Below are 21,823 nucleotides of genomic sequence, written 5' to 3'. Positions count from 1 at the left end.
TTCCATTCTACTACACCTTCGCGACTTTTGGATACATTCCATCACCCGCCTTCCCGCAAATTTGCTGTAACAAAAAACAGCGAAAATGAAATTACAAAACAGCACGGTCCTGATCACCGGCGGATCCAGTGGAATAGGCCGGGAATTGGTAAAACAACTCACTGATCAGGGAGCCAATATTATCATCACCGGGCGTGACCTGAACAAACTGACCGAGACCCAAAGGCAGTTCCCCAGTATCCACGTTTTTCAAAGTGATGTGAGTGACCCTGAGAGCATCAGGCAGCTATACAACAACGTCATCCGGCAGTTCCCTGATCTCAATATCCTCATCAATAATGCTGGTGAAATGCGTTTGCTTGATCTGCAGGATACCGGCAAGAGCCTGGAGAACATCACCAGGGAGATCGATATCAACCTGTCGGGCACCATACAAATGGTGCACCAGTTCCTGCCACACCTGGTGAATAAAAAATCAGCAGCCATTGTAAATGTTTCCTCTGGCATAGCGTTCATGCCATTTTCGGTGGCCCCAGTCTATAGCGCGTCTAAAGCCGGGGTGCGCGCTTACACGCAGGCTTTGCGCTTGCAGCTTAAAGGGACTGGCGTAAAGGTCTTTGAAATGATCCCCCCTGGCGTGAAAACCAACCTGCAAAAAGACTGGGTACTACCAACCGACTCAAATTCTTCATTGTCGATGGATGTGGATAAAATGGTAAACGTGGCTATCGAAGGGCTGCAAAAGGACAAACCGGAGCTTCGGCCGTTCCTGATCGGTGTCATCAAATGGGCCAGCAGGATCGTTCCGGGTGCCCTGATGAACTTCGGTCACAAAGAATTCGAAAGATTCAAACAACTCAATAAAAACGCAAACCACTCAACGAAATGAAACGAATGACCCTATCTGTCATCCTGCTGTTCGCAGCTATGACTTCCTTCGCCCAAAAGCTATCCGCCGACCAGATATTAGGCACCTGGCAATGTAGTGACTATAAAATAGATGTCTATAAATCGGGGAATACCTATTCGGCCAAACTCTTGTGGTCGAAGGATATGTTCGAGGCTGATGGCAAAACCTCAAAGAAAGACATCAAGAATCCCGATGCAAGGCTTAAAGACAGGCCGGTACAAGGCCTGACCCATATTACCGCGCTTATCTATAAGGACGGTGAATACGAAGACGGTAAATTGTACAGCGTACAGGATGGCAATACCTATAACCTGAAAGGAAAACTTATTAGCGTTAACGAGCTGGAAACACGTGGATACAAAGGTGTTCCGATGCTGGGAAAGACCTTTAAATGGAAACGCGTTCAATAGATACTTACAAAATAATGAACATGAAAAATATACCTAAAGACGAACTGTCGAGATCTTGGTTTATGGTTTGCAACGCCATGCCCCCTGTAGGCTTTTTCCTGTATTTTAAGCACAGGAAGCAATATCCCAACAAAGCGAGAAGAGCATTGACCAGCGCCATGATCGGCGTACCCATGGCACTGGTCATGAGTTATATCATCAATACACATATCTTGAAATAGTTATGGCAAAAAATATCATTTCTTTATTATTACTGATCATTTCCGTATCGCTTAGCTTTAAGCATGCCTGGGATACGGCTCACTACCAGACCAATCCCGACGCGCTTAAAATGATGACAGGCCTGGGGATCAGTAAGGCGGCAGTTCCGGTCTTCGTCTTCCTGGCCATTGCCATAGGTGTGCTTTTACTCATCCCGAAAACTTTTTTTCTGGGTAATATGCTCAACGCCGTATCTATCGTTCTGATCATGGGGCTGGCCTTGCGGGCCGGGAACATCAAAATGGTATTGATCGAGATCCCGTTCCTGATCATGCCCTTGTTGATGATCTGGTTGAAATATCCATTCAAAAATTAAAACTAACTTGCAATATGCCAACTGCTAAGCCATACAGGATACGATCTATAACTGAGATACACCGCTTAATGGGACTGCCCAAGCCCCATCATCCGCTGATCAGCATCGTTGACCTGAAAGGGCTAAAAAATGACCACGATATCGATGCCGTTATCTTCGATCTGTATGTGATATCTATGAAAAGGGGCTGCAATAATCTTTTTTATGGCCAGCAGAAATATGACTTTGATGAAGGGTTAATGGGATTCATGTCTCCCGGCCAGGTTTTGCGTGGTGAAGAGAACGGTGTGCCGCCGAATCTGGAAGGCTGGATGCTTTTTATTCACCCCGATTTTCTTTGGAATACATTACTTGCATCTAGGATCAAAAAATACGAATACTTCGGTTATGCGACCCATGAAGCGCTGTTCCTTTCTGATAAAGAAGAAACGGTTATTAATGATATTGTCAGAAATATCAGAAATGAATATCATTCCAACATCGATAAATTCAGTCAGGATATCATTATTGCGAATCTGGAAACACTGCTGAATTACGCAGAGCGTTTTTACCAGCGCCAGTTTATCACCCGTAAGATAACGAACCACAAGATACTGGAGCGGTTGGAAGAAACATTGAGCGCATATCTTGGTGATGAAGCTTTGTTATCAAAGGGCGCACCTACCGTGCAGTATATGGCTGATACGCTGAACATCTCACCCAAATATCTGAGTAGCCTTTTGAAACAGCTCACCGGGCAAACCACTCAGCAGATCATTCACGAAAAGCTGATCGAAAAGGCTAAGGAAAAGCTTTCCAATACAGAATTATCAGTTAGCGAGATTGCCTATAGTTTGGGATTTGAGCATTCCCAGTCTTTTAACAAGTTATTTAAAAGCAAAACGAAACGCTCACCGCTGGAATTCAGGGCTTCATTCAATTGACCAGACAAGTCGCATTCAGTGTAAACTCTTCAACTACCTGAACTTTTTTCCGGCACAGGCCAGCGACCTTTGCTTTATGGAAAACAACAAAAACATCGAAAAGACCATCCTTACTTATACAAGTGCCTGGAATGAGACCGAACGGGAAGCTATCGGGGAAAAGATCAGCAAGTGCTGGGCACCAGGCGGTACTTATACCGATCGCCTGACAGATACCATTACCGGGCCGGATGCGATCACCGACCTGATCATCAGTTCATACGAACAAATGGGCCCCAGAACATTTCAGGTACTGGCAGAACCACAGGTTCATCACCAGAGCGGCCGCTTTCGCTGGCTGGCCATCCGGCCCGAAGGCTACCCGGTTGAGGGTATGGATTATTTTGAATTTGACGGCGAGAACCGCATTACCCGTATCGTAGGCTTTTTTTAAACAAGAGATCATGAAAATAACATTGCCAAATATCGAGCCGGGCCAAGGGCCCGTATTGATGCTGAACATGATCAGGTTCAGGGACAAAAAGGTCTATTTTGAACAGTATATACCCGCATTTAACCAGGTGGTGCAGCAACTGGGCATTGAAGGGGTCACTGTAAAACTAGTGAGTGAGGTCGTCGCTAATATTGTTGCCGATGAGCATGAGCAATGGGACGAGATCGTAGTGGTAGAATATCCAAGTGCCGAGGCATTCGCAACTATCGCGCAAAGCGAGATCTATCACGAAATAGCTAACCCGCTTCGCGAGGCCGGAACAGCGGAACTGAAATTGTTCATGACGCGCCAAATCGACTTTTAAAAGTTATACTTGCTGATATGTCAGAACTCATCCTGTCTAATTTTGCCCTGCATATAGCACTTGCTCCGGAAGAAAAGGAGCAAGTGCTTGCCTTATTGCAAATTAAGAAAGTGACCAAACGCAGCATACTGCTGCGTCCGGGCGAGATTGAACGGCATATCTATTTTATTAACAAAGGTTGCCTGCGCATGTACCACACCGATAAGGACGGACAGGAACACAACCTTTGCTTTTATCCGGAGAACTGGTGGGCTTGCGATATTGTAAGTTTTTTTAAAGCGAAACGGGCCACCAACTCCATCCAGGCATTGGAAGATACAGAAGTGTGTTACTTTAGCTTGCCTGCACTCGAACGGTTATTTAACGAGTTACCCAGGTTCGAGCGTTTTTTTCGAATCCTCACGCAAAACGGCTTTGATATGTTTCAGCGGCGTGTTACGTCTAACCTTTCAAAAACCGCCGAACAGCGTTACCGCGAATTCCACAGGCATTACCCTGGACTCGAACAACGCATATCACAAAAGCACATTGCCAGTTACTTGGGCATAACGGCTGCATTTTTGAGCATGATGCGCAAGGAAAGGGACTTATGATCTAGTTCAGCTGATCACGCCGGAACTGTACAGGCGAAACACTGGTGCGCTGTTTGAACAGTTTATTGAATGATTGCGGATGCTCAAAACCCAAATGATAAGCGATCTCTGCCGTGGTCAGGCTTGTTTGGTTCAGTAATACTTTCGCTTTCTCGATCAGTGCCAGGTGGATATGCTGTTGTGTGGTCTTACCGGTGAGTGTTTTAAGCATATCTGAAAGATAACGCTGGGACACATTCAAATGCGTTGCGATCTCCTGTGGCGAAGGTAAACCGTTAATGACCATATCACTACCCTCGAAGCGGTCATTCAGCCAAAGGTTCATCCGGCTGATCAGGTCATGGTGCATGTTCTTCCGGGTCAGGAACTGCCGGTTGTAAAAACGATTGCTATGATTGAGCAAAAGTTCCAATTGCGATACCAGTACGTTCTCGCTGAACTGGTCAATATGATCATCCAGTTCTATTGCGACAGCCTTAAAAAGCGATTCCATGATCTGTTTTTCTTTCACCGACAGGAACAGTGCCTCGGATACCGCATAATCAAAGAAGCCATAGTTATGAATACCCTGCGCCAGCGCATGACCATCTAACAGGCCGGGATGGAAATATAAGGCGTAACCCTGATAGTCCCCGGGATCGGAACTCATTTGAACGACCTGGCCCGGTGCTAAAAAAGCCATACCGCCATCTTTGAAATCATACGTACCCGGCCCGTATTTAACGCTGCCATTGAAGTCTTTTTTGAAAGTGATCTTATAAAAGTCGAGCATGAACCAGCTGCCGGCATCACTTAGGTCGATCTTTACCCGATCGTAGTTTACCAGTGTGATCATCGGATGTGCTGGCGGATATAACTTCAACCTGCGCATCAGATCAGTTACACTATTAAACTTTAACGGCTTTTCCATTTACGCTTGATGATGTTCGACTTTATTAATAAATATAAAGATACTCATTAACCCTGAACTGTCGGGCGGATCACAATATCACCCACGTCAACATTGTCTGGTTGCTCAATGGCGTAAGCGATCGCCCCGGCAATTGCTTCAGCGGGAACGGCCATTTGATCGGCATTTTGCTGAATGGTATTTCTAACTTCCTCGTTTTTGATATTGCTTGCAAATTCGGTAGCTACATAGCCGGGTGAGATACCAGTTACCCGCCACCGCCCCTGCGATTCCTGGCGTAATGCTTGGCTAATGGTACGTACCGCGTTCTTGGTTCCGGCATAAACACCCATCGTGGGCACAATGCTGATGCCAGCCGTGGAGATCACATTGACGATGTGGCCAGAGCCTTGTCCCTTAAAAATGGGTAATGCCGCAGCGATCCCATACAAGGTGCCTTTCAGGTTAACATCGATCATCTGTTCCCAGCTCTCCACGTCCAGTTCCTCCATTTTATATAACTGGCTGATGCCCGCGTTATTGATCATCACATCAAGCCTGCCAAAGCGCTCTAAAGCTAATGACGTCAGTTTCGCCACGTCTTCACGGCGGCTGACATCTACTTCCAAAAAAGCAGCCTCGCCACCGTTTTGTTCAATGGTTTGAACTATCGTTTTCAACTGGTCTGTCCGGCGGGCCCCTAAAATCACTTTTGCACCCTGAGCGGCCAATATCTCCGCCGTTGCTTTACCGATGCCACTACTTGCACCTGTTATGGCTACTACTTTATCTTTAATTCCGTTTTTCATAAAGCAAAGTTCAGGAAACGGATAAAGGTTGTTGTAGCCGAAATTGCCGGATGTGTAGTCGTTTTGGCCGATCGTGATCTTATCAGGCTGACCACAACGTATTCCTATTCCGGTTCGTCAGACTTATAAAACGCCGGCTCACAACTGTCGCCTTAACTGCGGGTAACGGATCAGTGCGGTTATCCAGATCAAGGCTTCTATAGCAGCCGGGAAGATCAAACTTTGCCCATGCTGTAGATGTGTGGCGATGGCACCGCCCAAATAGGACGATAAGAGCAACAAGCCGAGCACTCCTGTTCTTGGGAACATGAATAGAATGACCGACGTTAGCTCTATGATACCCAGCAGGCGGTATACGGGAGGGGTGATACCAAAGAACCGGGTCATCTCCAAGGAGTGCGCACTGCCGCTGATCTTGTCGATCGCCGAGGCGGCTATCAGCAGCAGGACCATCCCGCTGAATGTCCAGCCGATGATCTTTTTGGTTTTGTTATTCATGATAATACTTTAATAAAGGTTAAACAGATCTGGTATGCCCGCCGTCCACACGCAATAAAGCACCGGACACATAATCGGCCATAGGGCTGGCTAAGTAAGCAACGGCAGCCGCAACTTCCTCGGGTCTGCCGAAACGTCCCACATCGTTCTGCACGAATTGTTCAACCGCATTGCGTTCAATGTCGGCCCAGTTATCGCCCCAGCCGTATTGCCCGGCCATATTCATGAGCATATTTCGCGTGTTCTCGACCAGCATAGGGCCGGGAGCTATCGTGTTTGAAGTGATGCCTGTGCCTTTCAGTTCGCGGGCCAGCGATACGGTGAGATTATGACGGGCAGCGGTAGCCGCCAGATAATCCGGCTGCAGGGCAAAGGGCTCAATGCCGCCCGAGGAACCGATCTGGATCATCCGGCCCCAGCCCAGGATTTTCATGGCGGGCAGCAAACGGTGTATCATACGCACATACGCCAGCACATTCACATTATAGCTGTCGCTCCAGTCGCTTACGCTCACCTGCAGCCAGCGCCTCGGCGTGTAAGCGCCCGCGTTATTCACCAGTATATCTACCGGTCCGCCTGCTAATACACCGTTTGCAACGGCGTCCGCACCTTCATCTGTCGACAGATCGCCTAACACATAAATAGCCCGCCCATCGGTATCATTAATACTATTTGTTACCGCTGCCGCACGATCCTCGTTACGGCCATGAACGATGACCTCAGCACCTTCGGCAGCCAGTAGGCGTGCGATGGCTTCACCCAAACCCGCGCTGGAACCGGTGACCAGCGCTCTTTTTCCTTTCAAATTCAGATCCATGATATTCTTTTTATTACTTTTGTTGATTAACTTACTTTAAGTAAGTCAAAGCTAAGGAGTGAATCATCTTAAAACAAGAAGGCACTTGAAAGTCAGACACTTACTCACAAGTAACTGTTATTGAAAATGAGGCGGATATGAAAAAAGAAATTTCAAGAAAATGTGAGAACGACCGTGACAACTGCCCGGTAAAAGATGTTTTGAACCGGGTGGGTGATAAATGGTCGATGCTGACGGTGATCATGCTATCAGATCACGGCACGCTGCGCTTTAACGAACTGCACCAGCTGATCGACGGGATCTCACAGAAAATGCTGACCGTTACCCTGAAAATGCTGGAAGCCGACGGACTGTTGACCAGGAAGATGTATGCACAGATCCCGCCGAAGGTGGAATATGCTTTAACCCCGCTGGGTGAAAGCCTCGTAACGCCGCTGATGCATTTGTATGATTGGGCAAATACCAATATGCCCGAGATCAAAGCTTCCCGGGAACGTTATGAAAAGGCGGTGGCTGTATGAATACCTTTTATCTACCAGATGATATATTAAACGGATCTCCCAATGCTGCGGATGAGGTCGTGATCCGTTCCTACACCTCCGGGCAGGATTCCGTTAAGAACAGGATCGTCTTAAATCAGAACATGATCAACCTGCTGGTCAGCGGCACCAAGACCGTTGTTTACGCGGATGCAACGGCCTTGGTAAATGCGGGTGAACTTGTGGTTTTATCGACCGGGAACGTCCTCACATCCGAGCTTTTGACGGGTGGGCAGCAGTTCAGCAGCATCCTGTTCTACTTCAGTAACGAGTTGTTTAACCGGTTCCTGATCAAGTACGATCACTTGCTGCAAACCGTTACACCATTAAGGGGCAAACAGCCCTTCCTCATTTTTAAACAAGATAACTTTATCAAACATTTTATCGCTTCAATACAATCATTGATGACCGCGGGAAGTGAATTACCGTCAGCGGTCAGATCCATCAAGCTCGAAGAACTGCTTTTGTATCTTTTACATTTCGACCCCGAGCGGTTCCGGGCGATACAGATCATTACGAAAGATAAGGAACAACTGCAGATCAAAAAAGTGGTGGAAAGTCACGTTGGTCAGCTGATCACCGTAGATGAACTGGCCTTCCTTTGCCACATGAGCACGTCCACCTTTAAAAGACGGTTTAGCGAGATCTATCATAACACTCCTCAAAAATGGCTGCTCAACCGAAAGCTGGAGATGGCTGCCGAATTGCTCCGATCCGGAGGAGAAAGTCCGTCAGGTGTTTACCTGAAAGTTGGTTATCAAAATCATTCCAGTTTTTCGGAGGCCTTCCGTAACCATTTTGGTCATACGCCGAGCGATTACCAGCAGCAGCAATTGAACGGTGTGCCGTAACGTCTGAACGTCCGGCCCTAACCCGCACCTGCTAACGGCCGGTACCTTTGTATCATCAAACAACATAAATATGGAAACGATGATCGAAAACAATAAAGCAGTAGTGCGTCGCTTTAATCAGGAAGTGATCGGACAGGGAAATGTCGACAGTTTTAACGCACTTATGGACGAAAATTTCATCAACCGGTCGGCCCCGGCCGGTATGGATAATGGACCACAGGGAATGATCTGGTTCTTCAACGAGGCCTTACGCCCGGCAATACCTGATCTGAAAGTGATCATCCACGACCAGGTAGCCGAAGGCGATATGGTCACTACCCGCAAGACCATCAGCGGTAAGCAAACGGGGCAATTGTTAGGGGTGCCTGCAACCGGACAAACCATCAGTATCGAAGTGATAGACATGGTAAGGATCAAAGACGGCAGATATGTTGAACACTGGGGTATTACTACCTTACCGGAACTCCTTGCCACATTAGCAAAGGCTTAAGCAAAAAGCCATGTTGAAACAATATTTTACTGATCTGGCAGCTTATAACAGCTGGGCAGATCAAAAGGCAATGGATTGGCTGAGCCAGATCACTGACGAGCAATGGGAACTGGTAAACAAAAGCAGCTTTTCAAGTATCAAACAAACCGCTGTACACATCGCCAGCGCTGAAAAGATCTGGATAAATTTTTGGACCGGTGCGGCTGATCCGGTTTACCTGTCAGCAAATTTTACGGGCACGAAAAACGAATTATTAGCGATCTGGACGGCAGCGTCTAACGGGTTGGAAAGCTATATCAATAGTCATCCGGAAGAAGAACTTATGCGACCGGTCAGTTTCATCTATCCCAATGGCAACACCGGACAGATGCGGTACTATCAAACATTTGCCCATATTGTTAACCATTCGACGTATCATCGGGGGCAACTGGTGACCCTCTTGCGCCAGGCTGGTTACAGCCACTTTTCCTCCATAGATCTGGCGACCTATCACATTCTTCATGCTGATCTTCTCTGACTTTTTCAAAATAGAGCATTCTGTAGGATCGATGATCTTGGGTTTGGTTACAAATGTCCTTGTTTTGGTTACGCTGTCAACAGGATGAATAGCTACTTTTGCTTACATACTATTCATTTATTCTTATGGAAGATCAGACATCATCAACGAACAACCAACCGGTCGCACTGGTAACCGGCGCGAACCAGGGCGTAGGTAACGAAATTGCTAAAGCACTTGCAGCTAATGGCTATATTGTATACGTGGGTTCACGTAAATTGGAGAACGGTGAAAAAGCAGTTTTAAAGATCGGCGAAAATGCGAAAGCTATCCAACTGGATGTAACGCAGCAATTAACTATTAATTCGGCGGTCGAACGTATCGGGAAGGAATACGGCAGACTTGACCTGCTCGTCAATAACGCCGGTATTTCTCATGGCGGGACAGCGCCTAAAAACCCGGAGGAACTGATGAGTACAGGGAGGGCTGTGAACGTTTCACTGGATGAAGTCCGCACCGTTTGGGAGACCAATGTGTTCGGCGTTATCGCCATGACGCAGGCTGCCTTGCCTTTACTACGCAAATCGACGTCGGCACGTATCGTCAACGTATCCAGCGGACTGGGTTCACTGACCTGGATCTCAGACCCTGAATGCTGGGCCAGAGAGCATTTCGGGATCGTTTACGCAGCTTCTAAAACAGCCCTGAATGCTGTTACCGTAGCCTTTGCCCTGGAATTGGAAAAAGAAGGTATTAAAGTAAACTCGACCAGCCCGGGTTATACGGCTACCGCACTAAATAATTTTCAGGGAACGGATAGTTTAGAGGTCGGCTCGCGCGAGCCTGTTCGCGTGGCTTTGGAGACGGACGGCCCTACGGGCGGATTTACAGGACCTGAAGGCCCGTTGCCGTGGTAACAAACCTCAGAATTAACCTTATTTGTAAATTCAGATATGACCATATCCTGTTACCGGATCTGGTCATATTTATTACCTTACATTATGAAGAACGTTACGCCAAAAGTTGTCAGGTTAGGGTCGATCACCGAGATACACCGTATGCTGGGTATTCCCGGACCGGCTCATCCGCTGATCACGTTGCTGGATACCCGCGAAGAACGCATCAACTTGAGCAAACTTCCGGTCAGTTATGTAACCACGCTTTACAAAATATCTTTTGTCAGTAAATTAGGTGGCCAGTTCAGGTATGGGCAAGGTTATTATGATTTTGATGAAGGAAGTATGGTCTTTACAGCACCCGGTCAGATCGTCGGAAGTACGGCGATCTATAAGGGCAATGAAGGGTATTCGCTGATCTTTCACCAGGATTTTCTTCAGGGTTATCCGCTTGCTGTCAAGATCAAACAATATGGTTTCTTTTCCTATGCTTCAAATGAGGCACTACACTTGTCTGAAAAAGAACGGGCAACTGTGTCGTCCATTTTTATGATCATCGAAGACGAACTTAACAGCCGCATAGATGATTTCAGCCACGAAGTGGTCATCGCTCAAATTGAGCTATTATTAAGCTACGCTAAGCGCTTTTATAAGCGTCAGTTCCTGACGCGCCAGGCAGCTACGAACGATCTGCTTCAGCAATTTGAAAAACTGCTCAATACCAGATTCAAAGATCGGGAACCTGTTAACCGTGGTCTTCCGACTGTGCAGGAGCTGGCAGAGCAATTGAATTACACACCCAACTATTTAAGTGATATGCTGCGTTCGCTCACCGGATTGAACGCCCAGCAGCATATCCATCATAAACTGATCGAGCGGTCCAAGGAATTGCTGTCTACTACCAACCTGACCATCAGTGAAGTTGCCTTTTCTTTAGGCTTTGAGCATTCACAGTCTTTCAGTCGCCTTTTCAAAACAAAGACAAATCTATCTCCTGTACAATTCAGATCGTCTTTTAACTGACCTAAAGATTTCTACCCGCAGGTTCATGATCATTATTTGACTACCGGGAAGTTCCCGCCATCAATAAAATAATTTGCCCCGGTGATATACGACCCTTTTGGAGATACCAGGAAGTATACCAGTTCCGCGGTTTCTTCCGGCTCGGCCATTCTGCCCAGCGGCACGCCGCCAACCCGGTCGAACAGCTTTTGGGTCATCTCTTCAAATGTTATCCCGGCCTGTCCCGCCAGATCGGTCAAAAAGCTGGACATCGCCTCTGTTTTGGTCAATCCCGGCGATACGGTATTTACCCTGATGCCATGCGGCCCGGCCTCGTCAGCTAATGACTTGCTGTACGTATTCAAAGCGCTTTTTGCCGCGCTGTAGGCCATGGTAGATTCCCAGATCGGAAATTGCCCGCTGGTTGACGAGATGTGAATGATCACGCCGCTTTTCTTTTCCAGCATTTTAGGTAACAAAGCGCGGTCTAAACGTACTGAAGACAGCAGATTGACCTCCAGCGCCTGGTACCAATGTTCGTCGTTTAATGCGCTGAATCCACCTCCCGGAAATGTGTTCGCCCCCATGTTATTGATCAGGATATCGACACCACCAAATTTGTTACTGATCTCGGTCGCAACTTTCGCCACCTCGTCAGCTTTTGATAGGTCTGCTGCAATAAAATGATAGGAATTGTCCACTTCTTCCGGCTCGTTCCGTGCTGTTACGACCACAGTTGCGCCTGCTGACAGCAGGCGTGCGGTGATCGCTTTACCTATCCCTTTTGTGCCACCTGTTACTAATGCAATTTTTCCTTCAAGGTCTCTGCCCTGTAATTGTTGATCACTCATGTTTAATAATTATTACTTTTGTTTCGCAAAGAAACTAAAGCCTGAGCAGGTCTGTCTCGAAGCAGAACGGATTAGTGGTTACAAACTCGTAACTAAAGGCAATTAGTGGTAACAAAGAGGTAACTAATGAGAAAGATGATGCAAAACCCGGATAACTGTGCGGTTGTCCGTACTATGGGATATATCGGGGGAAAATGGAAACCCATCGTGCTGATCAGAATATTGACAGGTGTAAAAGTGCGGTTCGGCAAACTCGCCGTACAAATGCCCGACATTTCCCGCAAGATATTGAGCCAGCAACTGAAGGAATTGGAAGAGGACGGTTTGATTATCCGTCACAGTTACATGGAAAAGCCGCCACGTGTTGAATATGAACTAAGTGAGCTTGGAAAAACACTTATTCCGGTACTGAAAGCGATGCATGACTGGGGTGCCCAAATTGAGGATCCGGCCCACAGGTCCGTTTGGGACCCTGTCATCCGATGATCTTGAAAGGAATCATCTTCTGTGGAGATCCCTGCCTTTCAGCGGTCGGCTTTCTGACGCCTGCATCTTTCAGAGCAGTATTTCACTTCTTCCCAAACCTTTTCCCATTTCTTGCGCCAGGTAAAAGGCTTACCACAGGTAGCGCATAGCTTTTCAGGAAGGTTCTGTTTTTTAACCCCGTTCATGCTTCCATTGCTTTTTTAGGGTAGCATACTTTGGCTCTGCCTCGGCTGCTTTGTATTTATCATAGAACACGGCTGCTGCCGCAGCCTTTTCCGGATCACCCGTCCCGCGCTCCAATGGCTTATAATTATGGTCAGCATCGTATTTTTTGCCGCCTTTGTAATTGGCATAGCGGCGTGCACGGGTATAACCCATCTGGAGGTATTTGCGTGCCATATCCGCACCAACAAAATCATCTTTATCCAGGTAATTGTTAAACAAATCAAATATCTTACGGCTGCTTTCTTCGGCGATGGCCACTGTTTTAAATCGCCAGAATTTCCCGATTTCGCTTTTATAAGGCTCGCAGATCAATACGCCCTGTTCTCCCTTGCCTACATGGTAAAATTCTGGATGTGCCCGGTAATCGATATCAGGTTTCCAGTCATATCCGGAGTTGTCAAAATCGATGTAGGACGGTTTCAATTCTGACGCATTTTTGCTTCCATACTTTGCGTGGTATGCGGAACGGCCATCAGCCTCTCCTTTTGGATCAGTTTACCCGTAGTACGGCAAACTCCGTAAGTTTTATTTGCTATCCTTCCTAAAGCTGCTTCTAACTGTTCGATGAATTTCTTTTGGCGGCCGGCCATCTGATGATTGGTCTCTTTTTCCAGCGTAGCCGCGCCATCTTCCAGGGTATGAAAAGCGCCATCGGCGTCTGACTGGCTTAACGAGGTACTTAAATGGGCCATTTCTTCTTTAGCGGCGGTCAGCTTGTTTTCAATGAGTGTTCTAAAATCCTCAAGTTCGGTATCTGAATAACGGTGTTTGGTGGTTTCCATGCGGCATAAACACGCAGGATGGTGATTTGTTGGATCAAGGATTTCCTTTTGCCTGTTGTAAAGATAACGTCTTGACCGGAATGCTATTGCATCTGAAAAAATATAGTTGCGATCCTGCCGTACACAGGTTTTGACGTGCTATTTTCGGAAATGCATACACCATTTTCACAAACTTATTTCCACGGGACAAAAGCTGATCTTAAAATGGGCGACCTTATCGAAGTCGGGGTTCCTTCCAATTACGGTCAAAGGAACCGAGCCAAATACATCTACCTCGCCGCTACACTCGATCCTGCGGTTTGGGGTGCGGAATTAGCGGTCGGCGACGGCCCGGAAAGGATATATCTGGTAGAACCGACCGGCACACTTGAAGACGACCCGAACCTGACCGATAAGAAATTTCCCGGTAATCCGACCATGTCTTACCGTTCTAAGCAGCCTTTTAAAGTTGTGGGTGAGGTTACCATCTGGCAGGGACACTCCTCAGAACAAATAGCTTCCATGACAAGTACCTTGCAAAAACTAAAGGAGCAGGGTATCGAAGCGATCGAGGATTAAGATTGCAAAGCCCGCAGCTTCTCGGCGATAGCCTGCATCAGGCCGACCGGCGCGGTCGAATTGCCGAGCGCCCGGTAGCTGCCTTCTTCGTCAGGCTCGAAGATCACCGTTTCTTCATCGATCAGCACAGCGATGCGATGGGTATATCCCCATCGCTCAAAACGTGCTTTAAGTTCGTGTTCAGATCCTGCATATTTGACGGTCAAAAGAAATGGCTCGTTCATATCAGAATTTGATCTTGGCCGGGTCGGTAATGATGATCTCAGGTTTACCTTTATAATCGATGACGTCACCTTCCACCGTGATCATTTTGTTTTCCAGTTGAGCGCCGAGTTCTTTGGCTTTACCTTTGAGTGCAACGGTCAGCATTTGATTCGGATAAGCCGCGCCTAAGTTAACCAGTACCATGCTTCCGATATCCTTGCTGCTAAACACTTTGCCTTGCGTCGTAACCGTTTTGCCTATGGCATTTTTCACATCCTCTAACTTGATGTTCGTAACGGTAGCGGCCACTTGCGGCACTGCCGTTGCCGTGGTAGCGGTCGGTGGCGTAGCTGAATTAAAAAGCTTATTCAGTTCACCTGCCAGGCGGATGCCAGCCTGGTCCACGCGTTTACGGATGACCGTAATATATTTTTGGTAATAAGCCTCGTCGATCTGCTGGCCGGGCTTTGTATTCATATACAGTTCGCTGCTGATCTGGTAGCTTTCCCAAAGCCATTCCATCGGGCTGTCCGATTGCCATTGTTTGATCTCAGTGCCTGTCGCCACATCATAATTTTTAGCTATATCGCTCTCACTCAAACCTTCGTGATCGATCAGTTTGCTATCCCAAAGGCTATGCAGATTGGTGCCTTTGTTGTCAAAGCGTACCTGGATCGTATTACCTCCCTTATCTTCTTTACGGGAAACGTGCATGGGCTGGTGCGCGTCGCCCACCAAATGGATCAGGTATTTCAATGCCTCATACTTTTGTTCTGAGGATAAGTTCTTATCTTTTAATTGCGCTTCCGTTTTAAGGATGGCCGTATAAACATTATTATCACTCTCACTAATTGCTTTTACAAATGCCTCACGGGTCAACCCCAAGGGCAGATTCACGTAATGCCAGGCTGCGGTTTTGGGGTTCTTATTCTCGTCTGCCCAGGTCGCCACATCCGCCATGCCTTCGCCTTTCAGATAAGCCGAAACCACGTATGCAGTATTGCTGCTGAGGTGTTTCTGTGCGATGGTAGCGATGGCGCGATGACCTTTGAATCCCCATGAGATCAGGGTGATCGAAAGACCTAAAAGGCAAATAACGGACAGTTTCTTCATGCTGCTAAGATAATTCAGGGTTGATTTAAAAATTAATATTGTTGGTAAAATATCAGATCACCGAACGAAACGTCAGGTTGATCCGGGCCTTCATTGGTTTATTTGATTTGGCGATGCGATGTTCCCAGTTTTCCTGTAACCCGCTTTTCATTAACAGGAATGAGCCATGTTCGAGCCGCACGGAATATTTTTCCGAATGATCGGCTTTATTACGGATATCAAAACTGCGTACCTCGCCAAAACTCACGGAAGCGATCACCGGCTGGCTGCCCATGATGCTTTCTTTATCGCTGTGCCAGGCCACCGAATCGTTGCCGTCGCGATAGTAGTTCAGTAAAACCGTATTAAAACTGATGCCTGCTAATGGCTCGACTATGTCACGGATTGCCTGTAACTCCGGTGTCCAGGGTAACGTTCCCGCTATACGGTCCGTTTCGCCATACCAGCAGGTCAGACGCGGTGTCAAATATTCTTTATCCCATAGTTTTTGAATGGTCTGCTTCCAGGGTGTTTTCTCAATGAACTTCTTCAGGAGTTGACGGCCTTGGAGCGCCCCGATCAGTTCCGGAAAATATTCCAGGAAATTTTTAGGCAGACCTTTACTCTGGCCGGCTTCCGGAAATAATGCCATTTGTTCCATATTTTATCCTTTCATGTATGCGTCTGCCTTCGGGTATTTTCCCGTCTCGTACCAGGCGACTACCGGCCGGTCGGCGGGAAAGCCGAACTCCGCACGATAAGCTTTACGGTCTTTCGTAAAATCCCACCAGCGCTTGCTTTCATCCCGGTGTTCAATGTAATGAACCAACAGCCGATAAGAATCTTCCACACACGGGTCCGCCCAGCAACCGCAGTGCATCTCATAGGCATCAAATAATTCAACCGCGCTCTTACCTTTCAATTGATCGAGTGCGTAATAGCCCTGGACGATCAGCTCCTTTGCGAAACCGAGCCCGAGTGAGGGAATACTTTGAAATTCGATCAGGGCAAACAACTCCTTAGTCCGCTCTGCTGAAGCATTTATCATAGCCGCGATCTCATCGGGGGCATGATCCCGCAATGCTTTCAGGCTTACTTTTCGTTCTCTCAGTTGCTGTTTTTCAGCACTGGTCAGTTCGAGATCAATGTTCTTTTTCATATCAGTTTCTGATCAGCTTATTTATCTCCTTGCAGTTCCCATGATCATTCCGGCGACCTGTTCCTGCTGCTCTACCTTTAGTTCATCCCCGTCATAAATCCAGTATCCGTCCGCATCAAATAAGATCCTGCCCAGATCCGCGGGGTATGCATCATAGGCAGTGAACAGCAGATAAAATTGTGCAGCCGGACCATTCCTATCTGGTAAGATGCGGATCACATTGCTGCTGCCGTCCCGGTGTTTAAGCCAGGCCTTCATCTCTGTGGTCATGAACTGTAACATCCTTGATCTTCAAATGGTAACCCGTCACTATACCTCCATTGGTCACAGCTCACAGGAATATTTATTTACTAAAATTATTAGCAAATGTAAAAAACCTTTCCATAATTTTGAGGCTTCAAAAAGAAAAATTCATGTTAAGGATCAAAAAACAGGCGACAAAAAGAGATGTGCTGGGCTTCCGCCTGCCGATGCTTACACATGAGGAACCCACCCTTGATGTCACCGATATTATCGTGATAGATCCGGACAATACCTATTACATGCGCATGGGCAGTGAAGCCATGACCGCTTATCATATCCTGGAAGACCACATCCTGATCATCGACCGGTCCTTATCACCGGTTTCCGGTTGCATCGTTGTGTTTTTTCATGAAGGCGACTTTTACGTGCGTGAATACTGTCCTGAAAAGAACAGGTTGGTTTTAAAAGCAAATACGCAGGCGGACAGCGTTATCGTTGAAGATGAACAAAAATGGGAATGCTGGGGTGTGGTCATGCTAACGCTGAACCCGCTGTTACAACCGCAGCAAAAAACAGGGAGGTACGGCCGTGTTTGCGCATGTTGATATCAATAATTGCTATGTAAGCTGCGAAACGCTGTTCAACCCATCTTTACGCGGTAAAGTGGTCGTTGTGCTTTCGAATAATGACGGCTGCGTCATTGCCCGGAGCAACGAAGCCAAAGCCATCGGGCTTAAAATGGGTGACGCGGAATTCCTGGTACGAAAGACCCTGAAAGAACATGATGCGGTAATTTTCAGCAGCAACTACGCCCTCTATGCAGATATGAGTGCCCGGATGATGAATAACCTCGCACGTTATACCTATATGCTGATGGTGTACAGTATCGACGAAGCATTCCTGGCACTGGGTAATATCAAAGCGATAGATCTTGAAAAGCACGTGGCCACGATCAGCCGGAATGTGATGAGAGACACCGGCCTCTCGATCACCGTAGGCGTAGGTCCCACGATGGCGCTGGCTAAGCTGGCCAATAAAGCATCCAAAAAAATGGGCCGTAACTTCCTGGTACTGGATACGGAAAGTAAGATCGATGAGGTGGTCAGAACTTTCCCGATCGAAGATGTCTGGGGCGTGGGACGGCAATACTATGAAAAGTTAACGGAACTGGGTGTGACCACCGCGGAAGATTTCCGCAGGTTGAAACCGGATCTTGTGCGTCAGCACATGACCGTACAGGGCTGGCGGCTGCACCAGGAGTTGTGGGGCAAACCCTGCAATGTGATCAAAGATGTGGCCGATCGCTCCAAGGGCATCGAGTCAAGCCAAAGCTTTAATACTTACCAGACCGAACTGGGCCAGATCGAGGAAGCCACAGCGATGCACGCGGCGACCGTGGCCGTTAAACTCCGGCAGCAAAAAAGTATGGCCATGGCCCTGACCATTTACCTCCGCACCAATAAACATAACGTGACGCATGACCAGCATTACCCGAGCATCACGGTGAAGGTCTCGTTCGCTACCAATAGCACCCAGGAGTTGACGCGGATCTGTGTGCAGGCTCTGAGGGCCATCTATCAGCCCGGGTATAATTACCTGAAGACCGGCGTCAGGGCTACCGGGATCATTCCGGCAGGTGAAGTGCAGTATAACCTGTTCAGCAATTATGACAACAGCAAGCAGCAGGCGCTTAGTGGCCTCATGGATGACATAAATGCCCGTTACGGGCGCGGTGCACTGCGGGTCGCTGCTGAAGGTTATGCGAAGACCTGGAAAATGAAGCAGGAATTTCTGAGTAAACAATACACCACTAACTGGAGGGATATCGTCGTCGCCAAATGAGTTATTACGCAGGAAAATTTTTTGAGGAACTGAAAAGAGAACTGATGACCTGGGTCTGGAACAACAGCAAACTCCTGCATAAGATCACGCAGTATGATCTGCAATACCTTTTCGAGTTCCATCCTAACAGGGGCTTGTCTATTGACCTCAGGCGGTTCGAGCCGGAATATTATAAAGAAGTTTTTTATCCCCCTGAAGCTAAAAAGGCTAATATCGACGAGTTCGTAAGAAAGGTTTGTATCGTGCTGGCGGCAGGTCTCAAACGTTCCGGCAGGTCTGATCTTACTATTACCATTACGGTAAGGCATATGGTCTCCGAATCAAGCCATTGGAAAACGTTCTTCATGGATGAGAAATTCGATAGCCGGGTCCTTAAGCCACTATCTTCGAAAGAAGAAGATTGGTATTACGCTTACAAAAGAACCGACTAAATTATTTAGAACGTAAAAATATTAATTACTAAAATAATTAGTATTTTTGTTCGTTAATTTTTGACTATGTGTGGAAGAGTATTAGTTGGCGAACAAAAAGATATTGTGATCACCGGCCGGGACGGCCGCCAGTTCAAACCCAAACCGAATGGCACAGGTAATCCGGGTTCAATGTTACCGGTAGTAACGGACGCGATGCCTGATAAGGTGCAGCAGTTCCGCTGGGGCCTTTTAACCCCGGAGGATGACAAGATCCATGATAAGTATAAACACGCCAGGATTGAAAATCTGCATAACAGAAAAACGTGGAAAGACCTGTTGGGCAGGAAGCATTGCGTGATCCGCATCCAGGCCTTTTTCGAATACAATAAAGAGCAGGAAAAACTATACCGGGTAGAGCGCGTCGATGGCAAACCTTTCTACATCGCAGGTCTTTGGGATATCTGGATGGACATACCCACTACGTTATTGATACCCACGTTCGCCATGATCACCATGCCACCCAATCGTGCGATGGCCGAGATCCATGATCGGATGCCGGCGATACTTGAGCGCGGTGATATCAAAACGTGGCTGGATAAAGGCCTGACGGGAACAGAACGTGCTGCGTTTTTGCAAAGCAGACCCTGTTTACCCGAAACATTAAAGATCACAGTGGAACAGGCGAGATCTTAACTCGGGATCAGGATCGCTATTTCCTGAACTGAACTATTAATAAACAAGTTGCCCGCCATAGGGTTTCATCATTATGAGTTGGACCTGCCCGACATGTGACCGCGAACTGCCCTGGGCAGACTACCGCCATTATTGCGCACGGGTCAGTCTGGATAGCTTATTTGAGGGACGTTCAGCGGAACTGGTGCTTGTCTTTGACAGGATCCTGGCCGAAGTAGCGGACTGGCCAAAAGTGTTGATCGGCGTAACGCCCAATTGCATTGTTTTTACCCGGCGGGTGGGTTTCCTTATTATCCGGCCCATGAAAAAAGAACTTGACCTGAAATTTTATTCCAACGTGCCGCATCCGGAAAAACCGGTCATTAAAAGTGTGGCAGCGGGTAAAAAGTTCGAAAATCACATCCGGGTCTCACAACTGGATGACATCCGTCCGGGTTTGTTTGTCTATCTTAGGGAATCTTACGAATTATGATGACGCTTGACGAATTCAATACACTTTCCCCTGAAGAAAAAACCTCAGTAGCCGTTAACGGCAATTTTATTGATGTACGTCTGGAGAAAGGATTGAAGGTCGCATTGTATAGCCACCCGGATTTTTATGCTGAAGTGTTTTATGACGGCGATAACAACCGGATCACCCGATGCCGGGCATTCACCGCTTTATCCTCGCTGGCGGCTTATGTTAAACTGGGTCAGACGAACACCTAACTGCGCTCATCAACTCGGTCAGTAAATTTACATCTTGTGCATGCAGGCATTTTACATCTGCTCGATGTGCTCAAAATTGTCTTCAGTATTAGCGGGAAAAATAAGTTTTACCCCCGTATCAAGGAAAAATAAAAGTCCCCGAACACTCGCTGCCGGGGACCTTTAACCTAAGTTTCATGATTTAAAGAAAACACCCGCGCTGATAAAAATGCAAACAGTTTAGGCAGTTCGCTATTTTCGATTATTTTTGTCTACTAATTTTATAGACATTGAAAAAGCACCTTATCATCACATTACTTGCTTGCGTTATTGCATCTGTTTCTTACGGTCAAAAGACCTATAATCATGGCGTTTTTTGGGCACGGGTTGTATTAGCCGATACCATTAATAGCAAACTGAAATGGGAGGTATTCCTACAAAAACGGACACAAGACGCAGGAACAGGCAATATATTTTCTGCACCACACTTTTTTAGCATTTGGCCGTGGTTGAGTTACACGCTATCCAAAACAACCCGCGTATCGTTGTCGCCTGTAGGCTATTTCGATTCTCATCTTTTTTATAATGCCCCATCAGAGGTTAAGGATGAAGGTGTTAAAGAATACCGTATTTCACTAAGGGCAGAAAACGAACAGAAATCACGACTATTTAACTACAGCAATCGTTACAGTTTAGAATATCGCATGCGTGATCTCAAATATAATGGTGATTATCTGCCGAACTGGCGGGTGCGTTATATGTTAAAATTTGAAAAGCCCCTGCTACATGTGATTTCCGATGAAAAGCCTTTGTCAGTTTTTGTGTCGGACGAAGTGTTCATTCAGTTTGGAGAAGCGGTTAAAAGCAATCCTAATGTATTTGACCAGAACCGTATTAGCTTCGGGTTTGCTTATGAAGTAGTTAAGAACATCAAATTCAGTGCAAGCTATCTGAACATCAGGCAGAGCCGCATTTCCGGTAAAGAGTTTGATAACGCAAATGCGCTCTGGATGATCGTAACATTCGATAATCTGTTTTCTCAATTTAAAAGACACCAAGCCAAAGGTTAAAACCGTTATTTATAGACAACA

Annotated in this window: 36 protein-coding genes; 23 read left to right on the top strand and 13 right to left on the bottom strand. The window is 47.0% G+C overall.

The features are described 5' to 3' along the window. Positions 1-85: 85 nt before the first annotated feature. From IRJ16_RS14780 to IRJ16_RS14745, 8 genes are all read left to right on the top strand, one after another. A complete protein-coding gene (locus IRJ16_RS14780; RefSeq protein WP_194112376.1) occupies positions 86-889 on the top strand; it encodes an SDR family oxidoreductase in 804 nt (267 codons plus the stop codon). Continuing rightward, complete coding sequence (locus tag IRJ16_RS14775) at positions 886-1,320, top strand: DUF2147 domain-containing protein (RefSeq protein WP_194112375.1); 435 nt, start codon at positions 886-888, stop codon at positions 1,318-1,320. Before IRJ16_RS14780 ends, IRJ16_RS14775 begins: the two co-directional genes overlap by 4 nt. A 20-nt stretch (positions 1,321-1,340) precedes the next feature. After that, positions 1,341-1,541, top strand: a complete 201-nt coding sequence (locus IRJ16_RS14770; RefSeq protein WP_194112374.1) for a hypothetical protein — start codon at positions 1,341-1,343, stop codon at positions 1,539-1,541. 2 nt (positions 1,542-1,543) lie between these two features. Continuing rightward, complete coding sequence (locus IRJ16_RS14765) at positions 1,544-1,897, top strand: hypothetical protein (RefSeq protein ID WP_194112373.1); 354 nt, start codon at positions 1,544-1,546, stop codon at positions 1,895-1,897. 14 nt (positions 1,898-1,911) lie between these two features. Next, the gene (locus tag IRJ16_RS14760) at positions 1,912-2,820 is read left to right on the top strand and encodes a helix-turn-helix domain-containing protein (RefSeq protein WP_194112372.1); all 909 of its coding nucleotides are present in this window, start codon (positions 1,912-1,914) and stop codon (positions 2,818-2,820) included. Positions 2,821-2,896: 76 nt separating this feature from the next. Continuing rightward, positions 2,897-3,253, top strand: coding sequence for a nuclear transport factor 2 family protein (locus IRJ16_RS14755; RefSeq protein ID WP_194112371.1), 357 nt, complete (start codon positions 2,897-2,899; stop codon positions 3,251-3,253). A 10-nt stretch (positions 3,254-3,263) separates the two neighbouring features. Beyond that, the gene (locus IRJ16_RS14750; protein WP_194112370.1) at positions 3,264-3,617 is read left to right on the top strand and encodes a DUF1330 domain-containing protein; all 354 of its coding nucleotides are present in this window, start codon (positions 3,264-3,266) and stop codon (positions 3,615-3,617) included. Positions 3,618-3,634: 17 nt separating this feature from the next. Beyond that, positions 3,635-4,210: a Crp/Fnr family transcriptional regulator gene (locus IRJ16_RS14745; RefSeq protein WP_194112369.1), complete on the top strand. Its 576-nt coding sequence runs from the start codon at positions 3,635-3,637 to the stop codon at positions 4,208-4,210. A gap of 1 nt (position 4,211) precedes the next feature. On the opposite strand, the gene IRJ16_RS14740 is transcribed toward IRJ16_RS14745, so the two are convergent. The 4 genes from IRJ16_RS14740 to IRJ16_RS14725 all read right to left on the bottom strand — a co-directional run bounded on the left by IRJ16_RS14740 (position 4,212) and on the right by IRJ16_RS14725 (position 7,223). Next, on the bottom strand, positions 4,212-5,120 hold the full coding sequence (locus tag IRJ16_RS14740; protein WP_228080178.1) for a helix-turn-helix domain-containing protein: 909 nt from the start codon (positions 5,118-5,120) through the stop codon (positions 4,212-4,214). 47 nt (positions 5,121-5,167) lie between these two features. Next, positions 5,168-5,908 (bottom strand): SDR family oxidoreductase, encoded by a 741-nt coding sequence (locus IRJ16_RS14735; protein WP_194112368.1) that lies wholly within the window; start codon positions 5,906-5,908, stop codon positions 5,168-5,170. Between the two features lie 138 nt (positions 5,909-6,046). Beyond that, on the bottom strand, positions 6,047-6,406 hold the full coding sequence (locus IRJ16_RS14730; RefSeq protein ID WP_194112367.1) for a DoxX family protein: 360 nt from the start codon (positions 6,404-6,406) through the stop codon (positions 6,047-6,049). Positions 6,407-6,425: 19 nt separating this feature from the next. Further along, complete coding sequence (locus IRJ16_RS14725) at positions 6,426-7,223, bottom strand: SDR family NAD(P)-dependent oxidoreductase (RefSeq protein WP_194112366.1); 798 nt, start codon at positions 7,221-7,223, stop codon at positions 6,426-6,428. A 137-nt stretch (positions 7,224-7,360) separates the two neighbouring features. Here IRJ16_RS14725 and IRJ16_RS14720 point away from each other — a divergent pair, with 137 nt between their 5' ends. The 6 genes from IRJ16_RS14720 to IRJ16_RS14695 all read left to right on the top strand — a co-directional run bounded on the left by IRJ16_RS14720 (position 7,361) and on the right by IRJ16_RS14695 (position 11,518). Then, a complete protein-coding gene (locus IRJ16_RS14720) occupies positions 7,361-7,744 on the top strand; it encodes a winged helix-turn-helix transcriptional regulator (protein WP_194112365.1) in 384 nt (127 codons plus the stop codon). Continuing rightward, positions 7,741-8,613: a helix-turn-helix domain-containing protein gene (locus IRJ16_RS14715; RefSeq protein ID WP_194112364.1), complete on the top strand. Its 873-nt coding sequence runs from the start codon at positions 7,741-7,743 to the stop codon at positions 8,611-8,613. Before IRJ16_RS14720 ends, IRJ16_RS14715 begins: the two co-directional genes overlap by 4 nt. Positions 8,614-8,683: 70 nt before the next feature. Then, positions 8,684-9,103, top strand: coding sequence for an ester cyclase (locus tag IRJ16_RS14710; protein ID WP_228080176.1), 420 nt, complete (start codon positions 8,684-8,686; stop codon positions 9,101-9,103). A 10-nt stretch (positions 9,104-9,113) separates the two neighbouring features. Continuing rightward, positions 9,114-9,620, top strand: coding sequence for a DinB family protein (locus IRJ16_RS14705; RefSeq protein WP_194112363.1), 507 nt, complete (start codon positions 9,114-9,116; stop codon positions 9,618-9,620). A gap of 125 nt (positions 9,621-9,745) precedes the next feature. Further along, complete coding sequence (locus tag IRJ16_RS14700) at positions 9,746-10,516, top strand: SDR family NAD(P)-dependent oxidoreductase (protein ID WP_194112362.1); 771 nt, start codon at positions 9,746-9,748, stop codon at positions 10,514-10,516. Positions 10,517-10,552: 36 nt separating this feature from the next. Further along, complete coding sequence (locus IRJ16_RS14695) at positions 10,553-11,518, top strand: helix-turn-helix domain-containing protein (protein WP_394355216.1); 966 nt, start codon at positions 10,553-10,555, stop codon at positions 11,516-11,518. Positions 11,519-11,550: 32 nt separating this feature from the next. Here the strand turns inward: IRJ16_RS14695 and IRJ16_RS14690 are convergent, their stop codons facing one another. Then, entirely contained in the window at positions 11,551-12,348 is a 798-nt protein-coding gene (locus IRJ16_RS14690; protein WP_194112361.1) for an SDR family oxidoreductase, read from the bottom strand. Between the two features lie 126 nt (positions 12,349-12,474). On the opposite strand from IRJ16_RS14690, the gene IRJ16_RS14685 reads away from it, so the two are divergent. Then, positions 12,475-12,834 carry a winged helix-turn-helix transcriptional regulator gene (locus IRJ16_RS14685; RefSeq protein ID WP_194112360.1) on the top strand — a complete coding sequence of 120 codons (360 nt, stop codon included), beginning with the start codon at positions 12,475-12,477 and terminating at the stop codon, positions 12,832-12,834. Positions 12,835-12,872: 38 nt separating this feature from the next. Here IRJ16_RS14685 and IRJ16_RS14680 read toward each other — a convergent pair whose 3' ends face one another. The 3 genes from IRJ16_RS14680 to IRJ16_RS14670 are packed head-to-tail and all read right to left on the bottom strand — an operon-like array spanning position 12,873 to position 13,841. Next, positions 12,873-13,019: a DUF2256 domain-containing protein gene (locus IRJ16_RS14680; protein WP_194112359.1), complete on the bottom strand. Its 147-nt coding sequence runs from the start codon at positions 13,017-13,019 to the stop codon at positions 12,873-12,875. Then, positions 13,006-13,482 carry a DUF4385 domain-containing protein gene (locus tag IRJ16_RS14675; protein WP_194112358.1) on the bottom strand — a complete coding sequence of 159 codons (477 nt, stop codon included), beginning with the start codon at positions 13,480-13,482 and terminating at the stop codon, positions 13,006-13,008. Before IRJ16_RS14675 ends, IRJ16_RS14680 begins: the two co-directional genes overlap by 14 nt. Then, complete coding sequence (locus IRJ16_RS14670) at positions 13,479-13,841, bottom strand: TraR/DksA family transcriptional regulator (protein ID WP_194112357.1); 363 nt, start codon at positions 13,839-13,841, stop codon at positions 13,479-13,481. The genes IRJ16_RS14675 and IRJ16_RS14670 overlap by 4 nt, the downstream gene beginning before the upstream one ends. Positions 13,842-13,991: 150 nt before the next feature. Here IRJ16_RS14670 and arr point away from each other — a divergent pair, with 150 nt between their 5' ends. Then, positions 13,992-14,399, top strand: a complete 408-nt coding sequence (arr, locus tag IRJ16_RS14665; RefSeq protein WP_194112356.1) for an NAD(+)--rifampin ADP-ribosyltransferase — start codon at positions 13,992-13,994, stop codon at positions 14,397-14,399. Here the strand turns inward: arr and IRJ16_RS14660 are convergent. Genes IRJ16_RS14660 through IRJ16_RS14640 form a run of 5 tightly spaced genes read right to left on the bottom strand, consistent with a single transcriptional unit; the run spans position 14,396 to position 17,124 of the window. Further along, the gene (locus IRJ16_RS14660; protein WP_194112355.1) at positions 14,396-14,623 is read right to left on the bottom strand and encodes a hypothetical protein; all 228 of its coding nucleotides are present in this window, start codon (positions 14,621-14,623) and stop codon (positions 14,396-14,398) included. The two genes, arr and IRJ16_RS14660, sit on opposite strands and share 4 nt — an antisense overlap. Position 14,624: 1 nt before the next feature. Continuing rightward, positions 14,625-15,716 (bottom strand): S1/P1 nuclease, encoded by a 1,092-nt coding sequence (locus tag IRJ16_RS14655; protein ID WP_194112354.1) that lies wholly within the window; start codon positions 15,714-15,716, stop codon positions 14,625-14,627. Between the two features lie 52 nt (positions 15,717-15,768). Beyond that, complete coding sequence (locus IRJ16_RS14650) at positions 15,769-16,347, bottom strand: alpha-ketoglutarate-dependent dioxygenase AlkB family protein (RefSeq protein WP_228080174.1); 579 nt, start codon at positions 16,345-16,347, stop codon at positions 15,769-15,771. A gap of 12 nt (positions 16,348-16,359) precedes the next feature. Continuing rightward, positions 16,360-16,854 carry a helix-hairpin-helix domain-containing protein gene (locus IRJ16_RS14645; RefSeq protein WP_194112352.1) on the bottom strand — a complete coding sequence of 165 codons (495 nt, stop codon included), beginning with the start codon at positions 16,852-16,854 and terminating at the stop codon, positions 16,360-16,362. Positions 16,855-16,875: 21 nt separating this feature from the next. Beyond that, entirely contained in the window at positions 16,876-17,124 is a 249-nt protein-coding gene (locus tag IRJ16_RS14640) for a hypothetical protein (protein ID WP_194112351.1), read from the bottom strand. 143 nt (positions 17,125-17,267) lie between these two features. Between IRJ16_RS14640 and IRJ16_RS14635 the strand changes: the two genes are divergently transcribed. The 7 genes from IRJ16_RS14635 (at position 17,268) to IRJ16_RS14605 (ending at position 21,802) form a co-directional block, all read left to right on the top strand. Beyond that, on the top strand, positions 17,268-17,702 hold the full coding sequence (locus IRJ16_RS14635; protein ID WP_194112350.1) for a LexA family protein: 435 nt from the start codon (positions 17,268-17,270) through the stop codon (positions 17,700-17,702). Further along, positions 17,686-18,939, top strand: a complete 1,254-nt coding sequence (locus IRJ16_RS14630) for a Y-family DNA polymerase (RefSeq protein WP_194112349.1) — start codon at positions 17,686-17,688, stop codon at positions 18,937-18,939. The genes IRJ16_RS14635 and IRJ16_RS14630 overlap by 17 nt, the downstream gene beginning before the upstream one ends. Beyond that, a complete protein-coding gene (locus IRJ16_RS14625; RefSeq protein WP_194112348.1) occupies positions 18,936-19,370 on the top strand; it encodes a hypothetical protein in 435 nt (144 codons plus the stop codon). The genes IRJ16_RS14630 and IRJ16_RS14625 overlap by 4 nt, the downstream gene beginning before the upstream one ends. A 66-nt stretch (positions 19,371-19,436) precedes the next feature. Continuing rightward, positions 19,437-20,045: an SOS response-associated peptidase gene (locus IRJ16_RS14620; RefSeq protein ID WP_194112347.1), complete on the top strand. Its 609-nt coding sequence runs from the start codon at positions 19,437-19,439 to the stop codon at positions 20,043-20,045. 73 nt (positions 20,046-20,118) lie between these two features. Beyond that, entirely contained in the window at positions 20,119-20,517 is a 399-nt protein-coding gene (locus tag IRJ16_RS14615; RefSeq protein ID WP_194112346.1) for a DUF5655 domain-containing protein, read from the top strand. Continuing rightward, positions 20,514-20,753, top strand: coding sequence for a hypothetical protein (locus IRJ16_RS14610; protein WP_194112345.1), 240 nt, complete (start codon positions 20,514-20,516; stop codon positions 20,751-20,753). The genes IRJ16_RS14615 and IRJ16_RS14610 overlap by 4 nt, the downstream gene beginning before the upstream one ends. 269 nt (positions 20,754-21,022) lie before the next feature. Further along, complete coding sequence (locus IRJ16_RS14605; RefSeq protein ID WP_194112344.1) at positions 21,023-21,802, top strand: DUF2490 domain-containing protein; 780 nt, start codon at positions 21,023-21,025, stop codon at positions 21,800-21,802. Positions 21,803-21,823 lie beyond the last annotated feature (21 nt).

The sequence above is a fragment of the Mucilaginibacter myungsuensis genome, assembly GCF_015222005.1.
GTDB lineage: Bacteria > Bacteroidota > Bacteroidia > Sphingobacteriales > Sphingobacteriaceae > Mucilaginibacter > Mucilaginibacter myungsuensis.
The sequence above is the reverse complement of the archived record's forward strand: the minus strand, read 5'-3'. Positions and strand labels throughout refer to the sequence as shown.